General features: G+C 63.7%; 16 protein-coding genes and 1 pseudogene. 3 read left to right on the plus strand and 14 right to left on the minus strand.

Annotated features, from left to right (window positions below):
- Positions 1 to 277 (plus strand): annotated as a pseudogene (locus MJ956_RS08850) (hypothetical protein); the annotation flags it as partial.
- A gap of 66 nt (positions 278 to 343) precedes the next feature.
- On the opposite strand, the gene MJ956_RS08855 reads toward MJ956_RS08850, so the two are convergent.
- The gene (locus MJ956_RS08855) at positions 344 to 796 is read right to left on the minus strand and encodes a group III truncated hemoglobin (RefSeq protein ID WP_253964115.1); all 453 of its coding nucleotides are present in this window, start codon (positions 794 to 796) and stop codon (positions 344 to 346) included.
- Positions 797 to 1,054: 258 nt separating this feature from the next.
- Here MJ956_RS08855 and MJ956_RS08860 point away from each other — a divergent pair, with 258 nt between their 5' ends.
- Complete coding sequence (locus MJ956_RS08860; RefSeq protein WP_253964116.1) at positions 1,055 to 1,327, plus strand: DUF6522 family protein; 273 nt, start codon at positions 1,055 to 1,057, stop codon at positions 1,325 to 1,327.
- Positions 1,328 to 1,395: 68 nt separating this feature from the next.
- Here MJ956_RS08860 and MJ956_RS08865 read toward each other — a convergent pair whose 3' ends face one another.
- From MJ956_RS08865 to MJ956_RS08915, 11 genes are all read right to left on the minus strand, one after another.
- Positions 1,396 to 3,108: a dihydroxy-acid dehydratase gene (locus tag MJ956_RS08865; RefSeq protein ID WP_253964117.1), complete on the minus strand. Its 1,713-nt coding sequence runs from the start codon at positions 3,106 to 3,108 to the stop codon at positions 1,396 to 1,398.
- Between the two features lie 2 nt (positions 3,109 to 3,110).
- Positions 3,111 to 4,562 carry an NAD-dependent succinate-semialdehyde dehydrogenase gene (locus MJ956_RS08870; protein WP_253964118.1) on the minus strand — a complete coding sequence of 484 codons (1,452 nt, stop codon included), beginning with the start codon at positions 4,560 to 4,562 and terminating at the stop codon, positions 3,111 to 3,113.
- 12 nt (positions 4,563 to 4,574) lie between these two features.
- On the minus strand, positions 4,575 to 6,473 hold the full coding sequence (locus MJ956_RS08875; RefSeq protein ID WP_253964119.1) for a thiamine pyrophosphate-dependent enzyme: 1,899 nt from the start codon (positions 6,471 to 6,473) through the stop codon (positions 4,575 to 4,577).
- On the minus strand, positions 6,466 to 7,980 hold the full coding sequence (locus MJ956_RS08880) for a tripartite tricarboxylate transporter permease (RefSeq protein ID WP_253964120.1): 1,515 nt from the start codon (positions 7,978 to 7,980) through the stop codon (positions 6,466 to 6,468). Before MJ956_RS08880 ends, MJ956_RS08875 begins: the two co-directional genes overlap by 8 nt.
- A gap of 9 nt (positions 7,981 to 7,989) precedes the next feature.
- The gene (locus tag MJ956_RS08885; protein WP_253964121.1) at positions 7,990 to 8,505 is read right to left on the minus strand and encodes a tripartite tricarboxylate transporter TctB family protein; all 516 of its coding nucleotides are present in this window, start codon (positions 8,503 to 8,505) and stop codon (positions 7,990 to 7,992) included.
- Between the two features lie 30 nt (positions 8,506 to 8,535).
- Positions 8,536 to 9,501 (minus strand): Bug family tripartite tricarboxylate transporter substrate binding protein, encoded by a 966-nt coding sequence (locus tag MJ956_RS08890; RefSeq protein WP_253964122.1) that lies wholly within the window; start codon positions 9,499 to 9,501, stop codon positions 8,536 to 8,538.
- Positions 9,502 to 9,624: 123 nt separating this feature from the next.
- A complete protein-coding gene (locus tag MJ956_RS08895) occupies positions 9,625 to 10,635 on the minus strand; it encodes a xanthine dehydrogenase family protein molybdopterin-binding subunit (RefSeq protein WP_253964123.1) in 1,011 nt (336 codons plus the stop codon).
- Positions 10,635 to 12,512, minus strand: a complete 1,878-nt coding sequence (locus MJ956_RS08900; RefSeq protein WP_253964124.1) for a molybdopterin-dependent oxidoreductase — start codon at positions 12,510 to 12,512, stop codon at positions 10,635 to 10,637. The genes MJ956_RS08895 and MJ956_RS08900 overlap by 1 nt, the downstream gene beginning before the upstream one ends.
- Entirely contained in the window at positions 12,505 to 13,422 is a 918-nt protein-coding gene (locus tag MJ956_RS08905; protein WP_253964125.1) for an FAD binding domain-containing protein, read from the minus strand. The genes MJ956_RS08900 and MJ956_RS08905 overlap by 8 nt, the downstream gene beginning before the upstream one ends.
- Before the next feature lie 21 nt (positions 13,423 to 13,443).
- Positions 13,444 to 14,607, minus strand: coding sequence for a zinc-dependent alcohol dehydrogenase (locus tag MJ956_RS08910; RefSeq protein ID WP_253964126.1), 1,164 nt, complete (start codon positions 14,605 to 14,607; stop codon positions 13,444 to 13,446).
- 44 nt (positions 14,608 to 14,651) lie between these two features.
- On the minus strand, positions 14,652 to 15,509 hold the full coding sequence (locus MJ956_RS08915) for an IclR family transcriptional regulator (RefSeq protein ID WP_253964127.1): 858 nt from the start codon (positions 15,507 to 15,509) through the stop codon (positions 14,652 to 14,654).
- A gap of 221 nt (positions 15,510 to 15,730) precedes the next feature.
- On the opposite strand from MJ956_RS08915, the gene MJ956_RS08920 reads away from it, so the two are divergent.
- Positions 15,731 to 16,183, plus strand: coding sequence for a BLUF domain-containing protein (locus tag MJ956_RS08920; protein ID WP_253964128.1), 453 nt, complete (start codon positions 15,731 to 15,733; stop codon positions 16,181 to 16,183).
- Between the two features lie 65 nt (positions 16,184 to 16,248).
- Here the strand turns inward: MJ956_RS08920 and MJ956_RS08925 are convergent, their stop codons facing one another.
- Positions 16,249 to 16,941, minus strand: coding sequence for an ABC transporter ATP-binding protein (locus tag MJ956_RS08925; protein ID WP_253964129.1), 693 nt, complete (start codon positions 16,939 to 16,941; stop codon positions 16,249 to 16,251).
- Positions 16,941 to 18,167 carry a lipoprotein-releasing ABC transporter permease subunit gene (locus MJ956_RS08930; RefSeq protein ID WP_253964185.1) on the minus strand — a complete coding sequence of 409 codons (1,227 nt, stop codon included), beginning with the start codon at positions 18,165 to 18,167 and terminating at the stop codon, positions 16,941 to 16,943. Before MJ956_RS08930 ends, MJ956_RS08925 begins: the two co-directional genes overlap by 1 nt.
- Positions 18,168 to 18,206: the final 39 nt, after the last annotated feature.

The following is an 18,206-nucleotide window of genomic DNA, read 5'->3' on the forward strand; positions in this document are numbered from 1 at the left end:
GGATTTCACCACATTGGCTACCCGCGAGGCCAATTGCCGCGAGGAAGTCCGCCTCAACCGGCGGCTCGCGCCGCAGATTTTTCTGGGAACGGCGCCTCTCTCCGAAAACGTCATCGGCGCCCGGGCGAACGCACAGGAGGGCCGACCACACCACGAGATACGATCCTCAGAGCTCTCAGCCTTTTGCGGCTATCCACGCGTCAAAGGGGGAAGGTTCATGAGCGCGGCCGAGTTCGGGAAGCTGCTGCCTGTAGCGGGTTACGATCCAGCGGATTAGTTCGGCAGGATCGTCGATGCAGCAACGGTTCCCGTCATGGCTGTCTTCGTTCGCGAGGAGTCACCGCTATGATGCGGCGTTGCGCGCCGGATGCTCCGCATTCTTGATGGTTATGTGGAGCGAGCGTGCGATCCGCTCGGCGCGTTCGACAACATGGGCCGCTCCAGCCGGTGTGCAGGTCTCGGCGGCGGTTTCGCGGAAGAGTTCCAGCCAGCGTTCGAAATGCTGCCAGGTTACCGGCAGGCCCGCATGTCTGACAACCGGACTGCCGTGATAGCGCCCGGTCATCATTGCGACCGAGGACCAGAAATCGACCATCCTGGCCAGATGCGGCTCCCAGTCGGAGATCCGTTCAGCAAAGACGGGCCCGAGCATCGGGTCGGCGCGCACCTTGGCATAGAAGCGTTGAACCAAAGCCGCCAACCGGACCTCATCCAGCCCGGTCTCCTCCATGATGCCGGCGGTCAGCGCCGGCCGGGTCGAGCGGATCGATGGAAGTATGGCTGGGTTCCGCGGCATGGGGACTCCGGTCGAACAGGGTTGTATTTCCGTCTAATGCCGTTAATAGGTATTGTAAATACCACTTATACAGATCTGGACGGCTATGCGCCTCACCTCCTTCACCGATTACGGACTTTGGGTGCCCTTGCGCATTGCCGGCGCGCCGGGGCGCGGTGTTTCCACCGCAGAGCCGGCGCGGGAATTTGTCGATGATCTGTCCGTGATATCTCGCCGTTTCACCATCGCGGCGGTCCACAACCGCCGGCGGACAGACGCATGAGCATGGTCACCATCACGGCGGACAGCTTCGTGGTCGACGTCGAAATTCTGGCGGAAGCCTTCGCGCTCGATCCCGCGACGGTGCGCGCGCGGATGGCCGCGGGAGAGATCACCAGCCGCTGCGAGACCGGGATCGATGAAGACAGCGGCCGCTTCCGGCTGACCTTCTATCATGGGCGCTGGGCGCTGAGATTGACTTTGGACGCACAGGGCCGGATTCTGTCGCGGTCGACATTTCTGCCGGGGGCATCCCAGCGGCGCCGGGTGTGAGCAGGGATACGGCCTGCCTCGACGGACCGGGTGCTATGGGCGACGTGGATCGGCCGACTTGGGTCGGATCATGTCCTGACCGGCTGTAAGATCGCGAAATCGCACCCCTCATCCGCCTGAAGCACCTCCTGGGCATAGATCTTGTCGTAGCCGCGCCGCTCGGACGCCGGTTTCGACGGCGATCGGAAGCTGCTGCGCCGCCGTTCCAGCTCGTCATCGTCGACCAGCAACTCGATCGTCTTGTTCTTGACCGACAGCTTGATGCGGTCGCCGGTGCGAACCAGCGCCAGCGGTCCGCCGATCGCCGCTTCCGGCGTAACGTGAAGCACGATCGTACCGAAGGCGGTTCCCGACATGCGCGCGTCGGAAATACGGATCATGTCCTTGACGCCCTTTGCCGAGAGCTTTTTGGGGATCGGCAGATAGCCGGCTTCCGGCATGCCGGAATCGCTGCGCGGCCCGGCATTCTGCAGGACCAGTATATCACCCTCCTCCACATCGAGGTCCGGTTCGTCGATGCGCTTCGCCAGATCGGCGAGCGATTCGAACACCACCGCGCGCCCTTCCTTTTCGAACAGCCCCTTGTCGGCCGCCGAACGCTTCAGGATGGCGCCGCCCGGCGCGAGATTGCCGAACAGCGCGACGAGGCCGCCTTCGGGTTCCAGCGGTTGCTCGGCGCTGGCGATGACCTTGTGGTCGACGGGGCCTGCATCCTCGCGAAGCCGGTCGCCGAGCGTATCGCCGGTCACCGTCAGACAATCGAGATGCAACAGCGGTTTGATCTCGCGCAGCACCGCGCCCACGCCGCCGGCGAAGAAGAAATCTTCCATGTAGTTGGCGCCGACGGGCTTGAGATTGACCAGCACCGGCGTCTCGTCGGACAGCTGATTGAGCCGCCGCAGCGAAACCGGAATGCCGAGGCGTCCGGCGATCGCCGTCAAGTGAATGATCGCGTTGGTCGATCCGCCAAGGGCGAGCAGGATTCGCAGGGCGTTCTCGACCGATTTTTCGGTGATGACATCGCTGGGACGAATGGGTTTGTCGATCATGCGCGCGGCCGCGAGACCCGTCGCCTCGGCGGCCCGCAGCCGATCGGCATGGACCGCCGGGATTGCGGCCGTCCCGGGCAGCGACATGCCGAGGGTTTCGGCGATGCAGGCCATCGTCGATGCCGTGCCCATGACGGCGCAGGTGCCGGCGGTGGTCGCCAGACGGCCCTCGATGTCGCCGATCGCATCGCCGGAGATCTCACCGGCGCGGTATTTTCCCCAGAACCGGCGGCAGTCGGTGCATGCGCCAAGCCGTTCCTCGCCGTAGCGCGAGGTCATCATCGGACCGGCGACGATCTGGATCGCTGGCAGGTTCGCCGATGCCGCCCCCATCAACTGCGCCGGCACGGTCTTGTCGCAGCCGCCCATCAAGACGACGGCATCCATCGGCTGGGCCCGGATCATCTCCTCGGTGTCCATCGACATCAGGTTGCGAAACTTGAGGCTCGTCGGATTGAGAAAAACCTCGCCGAGCGAGATCGTCGGAAACTCGATCGGCAGCGCGCCGCCGAGCAAGACGCCGCGCTTCACCGCCTCCAGCATTTCCGGAAAATGCCGGTGACAGTTGTTGAAGCCGGAAAAACTGTTCGCGATCCCGACGATCGGCTTCTTCAGGACCTCACGGGAATAACCCATCGAACTGGCGAAGGAGTTTCTCAGATAGAGCGAGAAATCCTTGTCGCCGTAGTTGGTCAGGCCGCGCGCGAACCCTCTTGCCTCGTCTTCACTCATGTTCAGCGCGCTCGCTCTTCCAGCTTGATCTTGACGTATTTCGTCTCGAGATAATCGCCGATGCCGAAGGAGCCGCCCTCGCGCCCCATGCCGCTTTCCTTGACGCCGCCGAACGGCGCTTCCGCGGTCGCGAGCAGCATCTCGTTGACGCCGACCATGCCGACTTCGAGATCTTCATAGGCCCGCGTCGCGGTGCGGAGATCATTGGAGAAGACGTAGCCGGCGAGACCGAAAGGCAGCGCATTGGCCCGCTCCATCACCTCGTCATAGCTTGTGAAGGTGGTCAGCGGCGCCACCGGCCCGAACGGCTCCTCACGCATGATGCGGGCGTCGTCGGGAACGTTGCCGAGGACGGTGGGCTCGAAGAAGAAGCCGCGGTTGGCTTCGGCCGGGACGCCGCCGCCGGCCAGAACCTCGGCGCCCTGCTGCCTGGCATCCGCGACGAGCTCCTGGATCGTCTCCAGTCCGCGCCGATTGGCGAGCGGCCCCATCTGGACCCCTTCCTCCATTCCGCGTCCGACCTTCAGGGATTTCGCGACTTCGGCGAAACGGCGGGCAAACGCCTCGTATTTCGACTCGTGGACGTAAAAACGCGTGGGCGAAATGCAGACCTGGCCGCAATTGCGGAACTTGGTATTGGCGCAGACCTCCGCGGCCTTTTCGGCGTCGACGTCGTCGAAGACGACGACCGGGGCGTGGCCGCCCAGTTCCATCGACACCTTCTTCACGCCGTCGGCGGCAAGGTGCAGGATCTGCTTGCCGACGGGCACGGAACCGGTCACCGAGACCTTGCGCACGATCGGCGAGGCGATCAGGCGCCGGGCGATCATGTCGGATTGGCCGGTGAGGAAATTGACCACCCCGCTCGGGACGCCGGCGTCGTGGCAGGCTCGCACCAACGCCGCGCAAGAGGCGGGTGCCTCGCCGGCCGGCTTGATGATGATGCTGCAGCCCGCGGCAAGCGCGGCGGCGATCTTGCGGGCTGGTAGCAAGGCCGGAAAATTCCAGGCGGAGAATGCCGCCACGACCCCGACCGGCTGGTGAATCACCGCCATGCGGCTATCGGCCGTGCGGCTCTCGATGAGCTGCCCATAGATGCGCTTGGTCTCTTCCGAATACCATTCGAACTGATCGGCCGCCGCGTTCACCTCGCCCTTGGCTTCGGCCAGCGGTTTCCCGGTTTCCAACGACATCAGTGTCGCAATCTCTTCGGCGCGTTCGCGAATGAGATCGGAGGCCTTGCGGATCAGCTTGGCGCGCTCCCAGGTCCCGGTCCGGCGCCATACGGAAAAGCCGGCCTGTGCGGCCGTCAACGCAGCATCGATATCGGCGTCGGTTGCCTCGGCGATGGAGCCGAGCGTATCTTCCGTGGCCGGATCGGTGACAGCCCGAGTTGCGCCGTTCGCGGCGCCACGCCAGGCGCCGTCGATGTAGAGTTCCAGATCACGATACATGGCCGGTTCCATTCAGATTTTCTGTTCGAGATAGCGGGCCTGGACGTCATCGACCCAGTTGCCGACATTCCAGGAGCCATAGGCTCCCATTTCCGCGATCGGATCACGACCGGCGTAGACGGGGATATGCACCAGCGACAGGCCGTCATGAGCATGGGCTTCGTCAAGCGCAGCGCGCAGAGTATCCCGTGTCGTGCCGCCGAATAGGGCCTTTACGCCGGCGAAGGCGCCGGCCATCGCGACATAGTCCACCGCGACACTGTCGTTGGTGCGAAATTCCTGCCCATACTGGGCGTATTGCAGGCTGGTTATGGCCCCCATCCGGCGATTGTCGAACAGCGCGACCATCCCCTTCACGCCGTGCTCGACCGCATCGATCAGGATCTGCGGGTTCATCATGAACGAGCCGTCGCCGGTGAAGGCGATGCCGTAGCGTGCCCCCTTCACGCCTGCGGACCCCAGCAGCGCCGAGGCGGCAAAGCCCATATAGGACGCGCCGGTTTCGGTGAACGTATCGCCGACCGTATCGTCTTCGACGATCTGAAAACCGTTGGCCTGGACATCGCCGGCATCGAAGAACTTGGCGGCTCCGATCCGCTTGGCGAATTCCGCGACGGTATGAATCGCCGCCGGCTGCGTCAGCACAGGCTGCTTCCAGACCGAATCCTCCAGCGGCGCCGCACCTGTCCGCTCGCGCTTGAACGCCCTCCACTCGGCCTTCTTGTCCGCGCAAAAGCGGAGCCATTCGCCGCGATCGTCTTTCAGGGCCGGCTTTTCGCGCAGAACATCGAGCAGGCGCCCGGCGACGCATCCGATATCGCCGGGCAGAGGCAAGGTGTTGGCGTAGTGGGTGACATCGGCGATGGCGCCGTTGATGTTGATGACCGCCTTGGCGTTGGGATAGCCGACGCCGGAGCAATCGGCCTGGCAGACACCGCGCGAGCCCACGAAGACGACCAGATCGGCCTCCTCCATGGCATAGTTGCCGCTGATCGTGCCTTTCGAACCGCCAACATGCATGTTCTGCGGGTGATCGTCGGGCAACACGCCGGTCGAACCCGGCGAAAGGACGACCGCGGCGCCGATCGCCTCGGCCAGGTCGCGAACCGCGGACGCGTGCCGACGGGCTCCGCCGCCCGCCTTGATCACGACCTTGCGGTGGCGGCCAAGCAGTGCCGCCGCGGCCGCATAGGCTTCCGCACCGGCCGGCGCCACGGCAGGAAGCGCCATGCGACCGGGAAGCGTCTCGACATTCAGCTTCATCGATTGCGGCTGCGTGTTGATGGGCAGCAAGATGAAGAACGGGCCCGGCATGTAGGGGTGATGCACGCAGTTGGTTCCGCGCCGCATGCACTCGCGCAGGGATTCCGGCGTATGCAAGGTGTGGGACTGGCCCATCAGCGCCGTGATCTTGCCGAAGATCCCCTGTTCGGGTTTCGGCACCTGCTGCATGTTGTAGCCTTCGCCGCGCGTCGTCTCGTCACCATAGATGTGGTACACGCCGACGCCGTTGGACGCGGCGGCCAGCGAGCCGGCCATGGCCTGCAGGCCGCCCGGCCCGATCGAGGTGACCACGGCCGGTGTCTTGCCATACTGCCAGGCGTGCGCCGTGGCGGCGTGCGCCATCTCGACCTCGTTGCGGCAATTGATCACCGTGACGACGCCGGCTTCGCTGTAAATTCTCAGAACATTTCCCAGATCGGTCGATCCATGCCCGAAAATCGCGAAGTAATGCGTCACACCCTGCTTCAGCAGCCCGATGACCAGCGCCTCGGACAAGCTGGTCTCGATCGGCATCTCGATATCAGGCGCGGCAAGAGCTGCATCGACGCTGTCATGGCAAGCGAGAAGCTCCGCCCTTCGCCTGATCTGGCTTTCCTCGTCCCCGGATCGGAACTCACTGTTAAGCATTGCTGGCTCCGACTTTCATCTTATTCCGTCTTCTGGCGAAAAACTCTCCCGACGTCTGCAGCGCGATGATGAACGCCGCGAGACCGAAGAACAGCAGCGCGGTTGGCGACGTGTAGAAGATGGCGAGATCGCCGCCGGAAAGGTTCATGGCCGTGCGGAATTCGCCTTCCAGCGTCGGCCCGAGCACCAGGCCGAGGATGATGGGGGTCACGGGAATTTCGGCCTTGATCACCGCGTAGGCGAGCAACCCGACGATCGCCATCGTGTAAATGTCGAAGATGCTATTGCGCACGGTGAACGCCCCGATGCCGCAGAGGACGACGATAACGACCGCCATCAGCCGGGGCGGCACTCTCAGGACATGGACGAACAGCCGGATCCCCACCAACTGCATGAACAGGATCGCGACATAGGCGACGACGATCGAGACATAGATTCCATAGACTTCGGTCTGGTGATTGAGGAACAGCGCCGGTCCCGGGACGATGCCGTGGATCTGCATTCCGGCCAGGACGATCGCCGTTGCCGGATCGCCAGGGATACCGAGTGACAGCAGCGGGATCATGGTGCCGCCGGTCACGGCGTTGTTCGCGGTTTCGGGCGCGACGACGCCCTCGATCGCGCCCTTGCCGAAACGGGAGGGATCCTTCGAAAAGCGCTTGGCATGATCGTAGGCAAGAAAGGAGGCGATCGGGCCGCCGGTGCCCGGAATGGCGCCGATGACGGTGCCGATCGACGAACAGCGGATCATCAGCCAGAAATTGCCCGCGATCAGCCGCAATGAGGGCAGTTCGGCACGAATGTCGCTCATCCGCGCGGGCGGCGCGATGCCTTTGCGGTGCTCATCGAAAACCTGAATGATGAAGGGAACGGCGAACAGCCCGATCATCGCTACCAGAAGGTTGACGCCCTGCAGCATGGTTGTGGTCCCGAAAGTCATGCGCGGCACCCCGTCCATGTTGTCGAGACCGATCGTCATGGCCATCAGGCCAAGCAGCCCGGCGATCAGCCCGCGCAACATCGACTTGCCGGCCATGCCGCAAATCGTCGACAGGCCGAACACGACGAGAGCGAAGATTTCGGCCGGACCGAACGACATCGCCATGCGCGACACGAGATTGACGGAAACGACCATCACGATCAGGCTGAAAATGCCTCCAAAGGTGGAAACGATCACAGCCATGCCGAGGGCGATGGAGGCGCGGCCCGTCTTGGCCATCGGATAACCGTCGATGACGGTGGCCGCGGCCGACGGCGTGCCGGGAATGCCGAGCAGAATGGCCGAGACCGACCCGCCGGTCATGCCGCCGATATAAGTGCCGAGCAGCAGCCCGATAGCCGGCACCGAGCCCATGCCGAAGGTGAGAGGCAGCGCCAGCGCCAGCGCCACGGTGAAGGTCAGTCCGGGGATGGAGCCGAAGATCAGCCCGATGAAGGAACCCAGGACCACCGCACCAAGGCTTTCAGGTTGCATCGCAATGACGGCCGCTGTCAGAAAGCTGTCCATGTCAGACCATCAACCCAAATTGATCCACGAACCGGTCGCCAGATAGACGCCAAGGATCTTTCCGAAGATCAGCCAGCAGGCGAAGGTAACGCCGAGGCTCATGGCCCCGATGCGCAAAGGCGACCGGTCGCTCGTGCAAAACAGCATGATCGACGCCACGACGACGAAAGTGGCGAGAACGAAGCCGATGCGTTGCATCAGAAATCCGTAGGCAAGAAGATGCGCAACGGTCAGGATCGGTGCGGCGAGATCGCCGCCGCCGCCCTGTTTTTCCGCTCGCGCGTCGTCCGCCGACACATCGGCCTCCAGCGCACCGGCACTATCACCGCGCTTGCGCAGCGCGGCGACCGTCAGCCACAGCGAGAAGAGCGCCAGGAACGCTCCCAGCAGGAGGGGGAAAGCGCGGGGACCGACGTCCCCGCCTCCCGTGCCCGGCGGTATCGTGCGCCAGACAATCAGCATCCAGACCGAAGCGAGAACAAGGAGCAGCGTGCCGGTTACGACATCACGCATTTTTTCCGACATCTGCCCCTCCCCGAAACGAAGTCTGCCGGTTTATTTCGTCATGCCCAGTTCGCCGAGGAGCTCGGCGTAGAACTTATCATCGCGGGCGATGATTTCGCCAAATTCCGCGCGCGACTTGAAGGCGGGCTCGAAGCCGATATTCTTTGATGCCGCGACGAATTCCTCCGACTCGGCCGCAGCCTTGGCCGCCGCCTCGAGCTTCGCAATCACCTCGTCTGGCGTTCCCTTGGGCGCCGCCAAGCCGCGCCACATCGAGATGTCAACGTCATAGCCCTGGCTCTTGGCGGTCTTCACATCGGGCAAGACGCTGACCGGCTCTGCCCCGGTCGAACCGAGGACAGTCAGATCACCCGACTGGACATAGGAAAGAAACTGGCCCGGCCATTGGATGGCGGCATCGATGCGGCCAGCCAGCAACTCCACGGGCGCCTTGCCGTCCCCGTAAGAGACGTAGTTGACCTGATCGGCGATGCCCATGGCGTCGAACAAGGCGGCCGAGGTCAAATGGGTAAACGAGCCCTTGCCGGAGATGCCGACATTGATCGTCTTGCCGCCTTCCTTGACGGCCTGGGCCATCTCCTCAAGCGTCTTCCATCCCGACGAGGCGTTCACCGCAAGCACCGGCACTTCAACCGACACTTGGGCGATGGGAGCGAATTCCTCATAGTTGAACGGCAAATTGCCGAGGTGATACGTCGTGTTGATGGAGTTCGAGTTCCAGACGATGTTGTAGCCGTCGGGACGTGTCGACTGGACGTGGGCATAGCCGATGGCGCCGCCACCGCCCGTGCGGGCGACCGGCACGACAGGCGAGCCGAGTTCACGTGACATCAGTTCCGACAACAGTTGCGCCGTGGTGTTGGCGGTGCCGCCGAACAGCACGGTCATTTCAACGGGCTTTTCGGGGTACTCCGCCCGCGCTGGAAGACTTCCGGCGAGTGTGACCGCAGCCACTGCGACAGCGAAGAAACCGCCACTCGATTTTAACGATTGCATGTTGTTCTCCTCCCAGTAATGCGCGCAGCGACGTCCCGCCGCGCTGAAATTCAACGTCTCCGGACGCACCTCCGGCCAGCCGGGCGAAAGTGTCCGGCCGATTCGAAAGCGCTGTCAGGGCCGTCAGTTGGCCATCTCCAGTTTGGCGGATTTTTTCTCTTCCAAACCCTGCAAGATGGATTCCGGTGTCGCCGGCAGCGCGGTAATGCGCACGCCGATCGCGTCGTAAATGGCGTTCATGATGGCTGGCGCCGTCGGCACCAGCGCCGGTTCGCCGATGCCCTTGGCGCCGAGCGGACTGCGCGGGTCGCGGTCTTCCACAAGCATCGTGTTGATCTGCGGAATGTCGAGCGACGTCGGCAGGATATATTTGGAGAAGCCGTGGGTCGTCGTGTGGCCCCGATCAAGCTGATAGTCTTCCATCAGCGCCTGACCCAAGCCTTGCACGATGCCGCCTTCGATCTGCCCCTCCACACCGCGAGGATTGATCGCGCGGCCGACGTCGTGAACGGCCCACATGCCCAGCACCTGAACCTCGCCCGTCAAGGTATCGACCTCGACCTCGGCGACCTGGCAGCCGAAGACATAGGCCTGCCAGGGAGCACCGGAGCCGTCTACGGGATCGAGACCGGTGCCATGGGCCGTGAACGAGCCGGAGCCGACGGGCACGACCCCCCGCTTCTTGCAGAGAGCCACGGCCTCATCGACGGTCATCCGGTTGTTGGTGCCCTCGGCCCAGATTTCGCCGTCGAACGCCTTGATCGTCGCGGCGTCGACCTGCCAGTGATCGGCCAGTTCGGCATCGAGTTTGGCGCGGGCGTCGCGGCATGCGATCGCGACGCTATTGCCGATCATGTAGGTCTGGCGCGTCGCGCCGGCGTGCGCGGCCTCGGGCGAGCGCGCCGTATCGTTATCGCCGATCGTCACGTCGTCGGGCCGGATGCCGAGCTCTTCGGCGGCGACCTGCGCAAGCACCGTCAAGATGCCCTCGCCGATCTCGGTGACGCCGGTGACGACTTTCGCGGTGCCGCCGTCGTCCATTTCCACCCAGGCGCCCGCACGGTCGATCGTCGCGGTCCGGGCGATGCCGTACCAGGATGCGGCCATGCCGCGGCCTCTCGCCCAGCGTTTCATCACGCCACCTCCTGCTTGCGGTCCGCCGCCGGGCGAAAACGCGCGCCGAGGGTGCAGGGCTGGCGCGTATCGGGACCGCCGAGATCGGATCGCGTGCCGCCGCGCCCCGTCGGCGCGCCTGTTTCCCATCGGCAGAACGTCTCGGCGGTTTTCAGCACCTCGCCGATGGAAACCGTGTCGAGCCGCTGCCCGGTATGGGTGCGCGACCCAACCGTCATCATGTTCCGTCGCCGGATCTCGAACGGATCGAGCCCCAATCTTTCGGCGCAGATGTCGAGGTGGGATTCGGTGGCGAACTGCGCCTGCATGGCGCCGAAGGTCCGGAACGCGCCCGACGGCGTGTTGTTGGTGTAGACGCCGAACGTGTCAATTTGCGCGTTGGCGATGTCGTATGGCCCGAGCGACAGAATCGCGGCCTTGCGCATGACACCTTCGGTGGACATGCCGTAGGCGCCGCCGTCGCTGATCATCTTGAACGAGACGGCCGTGATCCTGCCGTCGTTCTTAAGGCCCATCCTGTAGGTCACCTTCGAGGGGTGGCGCTTGGCCGTGGTGACGATCGATTCCTCGCGGGTGAAGACAAGGCGCACCGGGCGTCCGCTCTTCATGGCGGAGAGCGCCAGCATGCCTTGGTAGATCATGTCCTCCTTGCCACCGAAGCCGCCGCCGACCGGGCTCATGATGAAGCGGACCTTGTTGATCGGCTTGTCGATGATGGTCGACAGCATGTGGCGATGGTGGGTGATGTTCTGGCTCGGGGAAACGACGGTGACCACGCCGTCGTGATCGACATAGGCAAGCCCCGCCTCGGGCTCGAGATAGGCGTGCTCGACCTGTTGGGTCGAATAGCTGTTCTCGACGATGAGATCGGCATCGGCGAAGCCCTGCTCCACATCGCCTTTGCGGATGGGGATGTGCTTGACGACATTGTCCTGGGCATAGTCGTGCACGACGACCGCGCCGGGACGCATCGCCTCCTCGGCATCGAAGACGCCCGGCAGTTCCTCGTAGGCGACCTTGATCAGGCCGAGCGCCCTGCGCGCGATTTCCTGGGTTTCCGCCGAGACAGCGGCGACCGCCTCGCCGACATAACGCACCTTTTCGCGCGCCATCACCGGCTGGTCGTAGACGAAGACGCCAAACCCATCCTGGCCGGGCACATCCTGATGGGTGATCACGCATTCCACGCCTTCCAGCGCCTCGGCGGCGGACGTGTCGATCGACAGTATCTTCGCGTGGGGATGCGGACTGCGCAGCACCTGCATGTGCAGCATGTCCTGCATCGTCATGTCGCCGGCGTATTTCAGCGCGCCAGACACCTTGCTCGGCGCATCGAGCCGACGGACATTGTTGCCGATATAGGAGGCGCCCGCGCCGTCCGCGTCGAGCGCGGTGGCGGGAAGACGGCCGTTCATGACGTCGCGGGCCAGTTCGACCGCCTCGAAGATCTTCGTGTAGCCGGTGCAACGGCAGATGTTGCCGCCGAGCCGTTCCTTGATCTCTTGAAGGTCGGCGAACGGATTTTCGCGCAACGCCGACGTCGCCGCCATCACCATGCCCGGGATGCAGTAGCCACACTGGCTCGCACCGGTCTTGTGAAAGGCCTGCTGCAAGGTGGTCAGCTCGCCGCGCGGGGCGAGCCCCTCGATGGTCTGGATGTCCGCGCCGTCGGCTTTAACCGCCGGCATGAGACAGGATTTCACCAGCTTACCATCGACGAAGACCGAACACGTGCCGCACTCGCCAGCGCCGCAACCTTCCTTGCTGCCAGTAAGGTTGATCTCCTCGCGCAGATAATCGAGCAGGCGGTAACTGCCATTGAGCGGCCGGACGAATTTGCGGCCGTTGACGGTCATGGTCAGGACGCGGTCAGACATGGGCTGCTTCCCTCTGCTCAGCACTTGGAACCGGCGCGCCGCACGCAACGAGCGCGTCTTCCAGCGCGGCCTCGACGAAGCCGGTCACGACCCGCCGGCGATAGGCGACCCGCGAGCGCGAAGCGACGCGCTCAGCCGGCATCACGCTGGCTTCGGCCACCAACTTGCGGGTGATGGGCTGGCCGATCAGCATGGTCTCGATATCGTGCAGCCGGACGGGCACGGGACCGACCCCGCCGAGGGCCAGCCGGACGTCTTCGAAGACGTTGCCCACGGCATTGGTCTTGACCAGCGCGACGGCCGAGACCCTGGAGATGACGAGAGAGCGTCGCTGGCCCACTTTTTGAAACGAGCCGCCATAGCCTCGCATCGATTCGCAGATCACAGCGCTGATCAGTTCGCCGGGTCGCATCGCGGTGCGGCCGGGACCAAGAATGAATTGGCCGATCGGGATTGTGCGCCGGCGGATTTCGCCACTTTGCAGAGACGCTAGCTCCACATCCGCGTTCAGCGCGAGCAACGGTGGCACGCCATCCGCCGCTGGAGACGCATTGGCGATATTGCCCGCCAAGGTTGCCTGCTCGCGCACCTGGTCGTCGGCGAACCAGATCGCGCAATAGGGCATACAGGGCAGATGCTCGCGCAGGACGGGGTCGGTCAGAAAAGCCTGAAAGGCGACATTGGCGTTGAGCCGAACCCGGTTGCCGTCAAGTTCGTACCCCTGAAACTCGCGGACCCGGCTCAGATCGACGACGATCGAATAATGCACGTCGCCGCCCCGGCCCTCGCGGGCATAGGGCAGGACATCCGTCGCCCCCGCGATGACCTTGCCGTCGGTCGGCAGCGCGCCGACTGCCTGAAGCGCTTCCCGCAGGTCGCGCGGCGTAACGTACTCCTCAAAGGAAAACATTGTCTCGACCTTCGATCCTGATCATTCCGCCGCGATCGACTGGGCTTGCGCCTGCTTGTTGCGGACGACCACCTTGATCGCGTCTTCCACACGGTCCTTGGCGTAACGCAACGCCTCGGGCAGGTCTTCCATCGCGAAGGTGTGGGTGTGGATTTGGGTGGCGTCGAAGCGCTTCTGACGCATGAAGGCCTCGGCGCGGTGTGTCGCCGCCTTGCCCTCGCCCCGGATGCCGTAGACATAGATGTTGTTGCGGACCAGATAGGCTACGTCGACAGGCACCGGCGCGCCGGGGAAGGCCGCCAGGCAGATCTTGCCGCCGCGATTCAGCATCTGCGCCGCCTCGTTGACCGCGTTCGGCGCCCCCGAGCATTCCACCACATAGTCGACGCCCTTGCCGTCGGTCAGACGGCGAACGGCTTCGACCGGGTCTTCATTGCGCACATTGATCACGTGGTCGGCGCCGAGGCGCTTGCCGATCTCGAGCCGGTTGTCACGGGTTCCGGTCAGGATGACCGGCTGCGCGCCGAGCGCCTTGGCGACGGCGGCGCCCAACAGGCCGATCGGGCCCGGTCCGCTGACGACAACACTTTCGCCCGCAACGAGACCACCGAGTTCGGTCAGACCGTACATCGCGGTTCCGGCGGTAACGACGAGCGTCGCCTCTTCATCGCTCATGGAGTCGTCGACATGCACCAAGGTGTTGATGTTGTTCACCTGGTACTCGCAGAAGCCGCCATCGGTCGTAAAACCGTTGGCGCGGTGGCCCTTGTCGACGTCGCCGTAATTCTTGCCGTAGTTGTGGCAGGACGTGTACATGCCCTGGCGGCAGCGCTTGCACTGGCCGCAGCCGGCGTGAATCTCGACCGTGACGCGCTCACCGATGGCGTATTCGTCGACGCCCTGCCCGAGCGCGACCACGGTTCCCATATACTCGTGGCCCGGTGTGAAATTCTTGTTAAACGGCGCGCCACCCTCGATCTGTGCGGGCGGGCCGTGATGGATGATCTCGAGGTCGGTGGCGCAGATGGCGACCGCGTCGATGCGGACCAGAACTTCCGCTTTCTTGGGCGAAGGAACGGCCTTGTCGACAAAGGTCAGCTGACCCGGATCGCCCAGAACCCAGGCTTTCATCGTCTCGGGAACCGGATAGTCCGGGTGGGTCTTCACACCTTGTTCCATAGCCATCTCTTTTCCTCCCACGACGTCGCAACTGACCGAAACGACTGCTCTTAAAATTGGCCGACACGCAGCCTGTTGGATAATCTGCGGGCGCACTCGATCACCGCCCGGATCATGTGGGCGCGGTACTCGGTGGTCGCCCTGCTCTTCGGGATCGAGACGCTGATCGAGCCGAGCACCGCGCCGCTGCCGTCGCGCAGGGCCGCGCCGTAACAGATGACGTTCGGCTCCAGTTCTTCCTCGTCGACGGAGAAACCCGAACGGCGCACGATCCGCAATTCCTCGATCAGTGCGGAGAGCGAGGTGATCGTCTTTGCGGTAAACGGCGTCAGGCCGCTGTTGGAAACCACGCGCGCCAACTCGGTCTCGGGCAGCCAGGCGAGGATCGCCTTGCCCGTCGCCGTCGCGTGCGCCGCGCGCATCTTCCTCACCTCGTCCGGCTCCACATGGGTCGGCATCAACGACCCGAATTTCAGCCTGGTCATCAATATCGAGTCGCGCAGCACCGCGAGCTGCACGCTTTCGCGCAAGTTGACATTCAACTCCTGCAACTCGTCGCGAACGAATTCGCAAAGGTCGAATTCGCGGCTGGCGAGCGCCGCCAGATCCGCCAGTTTCGAACTGAGCATGTAGCCGCGGCTCCGGCCGGCATGAATGACGTAGCCGCGCGTCACAAGCGTCGCCACCAGATGATGGCAGGTCGACAAGTTGAGATCGGCCGCCCTGGCCAGTTCATTCAGCAAAATCGGACGGTCCTTGCCGGCGATCAGCTCGATCAGCTTCAGGGCGCGGTCCACCGATTGGATGACCCGCCCTTCGGCCGACTTCTTTTTATCGGCGCCGGAAGGCTCTTCATATTTGTCGTCGGGCTTGGCGGGAGACGACGACATTGGCTCGGCTTCGCTCATCTTCGGAAGGCCGTCGGCCCCTCTCTTCAAGTTGGTCGCAGACTACGGGCGATCTGGCTTTAACGTCAAATAAAATCCACATCGTCGAATTATTTTTCATAATGTGAAATTTGATTGGATTTTGTTGTGGTCTATATCGTGCCCGGGTAACAGACTTCGCCTCCACTCCGCCGGGCGGCGGAGGCTCGGAGGCGGGCAATCAGCGGGAGCCGGGGGCGTTGGTGAATTATCTGGTGTATGTCAGCCAAGCGCGGCAGGGGCTCGACGCCGCGGATCTCAGAGCGATCCTGTCGACGAGCCGAAACTACAATCCACTTCACGGCATTTCGGGGATGTTGCTGTTCGCCAGCGGAAGGGACGGCCGGCGCGGCAGCTTCATGCAGCTTCTCGAGGGCGATCGCCGCGCGATCGAAACCCTGCGCACGACGATCTTTGCCGATCCGCGTCATCACACCAAGATCGTCGTCGAACAGGGCGAGAAACCCGAACGCGACTTCGCTGACTGGTCGATGGCCTTCAGGAACGTGACCCGCGAAGATCTGACCGGATATCCGGAATTCGCCGATCTGGGGAGCGATCATTTCTTCGCGCGCTGCGAAGCCGGCGCGACCCATCGCTCACTGGAGTTTCTCAAGGATTTCTGGGCAGCCGAACCCCGGGAAGACGTTCCTTGATGCCGCCGGCGAACGTTCGCCATTAGAGACCGCCGGCGCTCGGCAGAAGAGACGTCAGCTGCGGCTCAGTCTATCTGCAGCGGAACGACTTTCCCGGTGTCGATGGTGACGGCCCGGTCCATGCGCGCGGCAAGTTCGTGATTATGGGTTGCGATCAGGGCCGCCACGCCGGACTGGCGCACCAGCGCCGTCAGCGCGTCGAAGACGTAGCCCGCCGTCGTCGGATCGAGATTGCCGGTCGGTTCGTCGGCAAGCAGCACATGCGGTGCGTTGGCGACGGCCCGGGCGATCGCGACGCGCTGCTGCTCGCCCCCCGACAGTTCGGCCGGGCGATGGTCGGCCCGCTTGCCGATGCGCATGTAATCGAGCAGCTCCCGCGACCGCTCAGCCGCTTCCGCACGGCTCCGGCCCAGAATCATCTGAGGCAGCATGACGTTCTCGAGCGCGGAAAACTCCGGCAACAAATGGTGAAACTGGTACACGAAACCGATCGAGCGACGGCGCATCTCGGTCCGCCGGTCGTCGCCGAGACTGCCGCAAGCCTCGCCATCGATATAGACCTCGCCGGCATTCGGCCGTTCCAGCAGGCCGGCGATGTGAAGCAGAGTGGACTTTCCCGCACCGGACGGCGCCACCAGAGCCACCATCTCGCCGGCGCTGATGCCGACATCCGCCGCGTCCAGAATGGTCAGGCGATCATCGCCCTGCTTGTAGTGCCGCTCGACCTGTTCGAGCCGCAGCGCAAAACTCTCAGCCATCATTCGTACCGCAACGCTTCGACCGGATCGAGCCGCGACGCCTGCCACGACGGCAGGATCGTCGCCAGAAACGACAGACCAACCGCCATCGCCACGACCAGCACCACCTCGGTCGGGTCGATCTCGGCGGGAAGCCGGCTAAGGAAATAGAACTCGGGATTGAACAACACCGTCCCGGAGAGCCAGGAGAAGAACTGCCGTATGTTCTCGATGTTCAGTCCGAACAGCACTCCCAGAATCAGTCCGGCGAATGTACCGGCGAGACCGATCGAGGCGCCGGTGATCAGGAAAACGCGCATCACCGCGCCCCGGGTCGCCCCCATGGTCCTGAGGATCGCGATATCCCGCCCCTTGTCCTTGACCAGCATGAACAGGCCGGAGATGATGTTGAGGGCGGCCACCAGGATGATCAGCGTCAGGATGATGAACATGACGTTCCGCTCGACCTCCAGCGCCGAGAAGAACGAGGCGTTCTGGTCCTGCCAGGTGACGGTGTAGTTCGGACGCCCGGCCGCCGCCTCCACCTTGGGCTGCAGCGCGCGGACAGCATCCGGATCATCGACGAACATCTCGATCGACTGCACCTGTTCCTCCTGATTGAAGAACAGCTGCGCTTCCGACAACGGCATATAGACATAGGCCGCGTCATACTCCGACAGGCCGATCTCGAAGATCGCAGTGACCGGATACGCCTTCACCCGTGGCGTTGTCCCGAGAGGCGTCACGTCGCCCTCGGGCGAGATCAAGGTGATGTTGTCGTTCAGCCGTAGCCCCAGCGACTCGGCCAGCCGGATGCCGATCGCCACACCACCGCCGGTGTCGAATTCGGCCAGCGTGCCCTGCCGGATGTTCTCCGACACTGGGGCGAGTTCATCGAGATCGGCGCCGCGCACGCCCTTGACCAGCGCGCCGGTGTTCGATGTTCCGGCCCCCGAGGCCAGCACCTGCCCCTGCACCAAGGGCATCGCGAAATCGACGCCCGGCACCGTCGCGATGCGCTTGGTGACCTCGTCGTAGTCACGGAGCGGCTGATCGATCGGAAACATGATGACATGACCGTTGACGCCGAGAATGCGGGTCAACAGCTCGCCGCGAAATCCGTTCATCACCGACATCACGATGATCAGCGCGGCCACGCCCAGCATGATCCCGACAAAGGAAAAGCCGGCAATCACGGACACCCCCGCATCTCGGCGCCGCGATCTCAGATAGCGCCCGGCCAGCATCCATTCGAAGCGCGAGAACGGCCGGGTCGAGATGCGGCC

The sequence above is a fragment of the Aurantimonas marianensis genome (assembly GCF_024195285.1).
Taxonomy (GTDB): Bacteria; Pseudomonadota; Alphaproteobacteria; order Rhizobiales; family Rhizobiaceae; genus Aurantimonas; species Aurantimonas marianensis.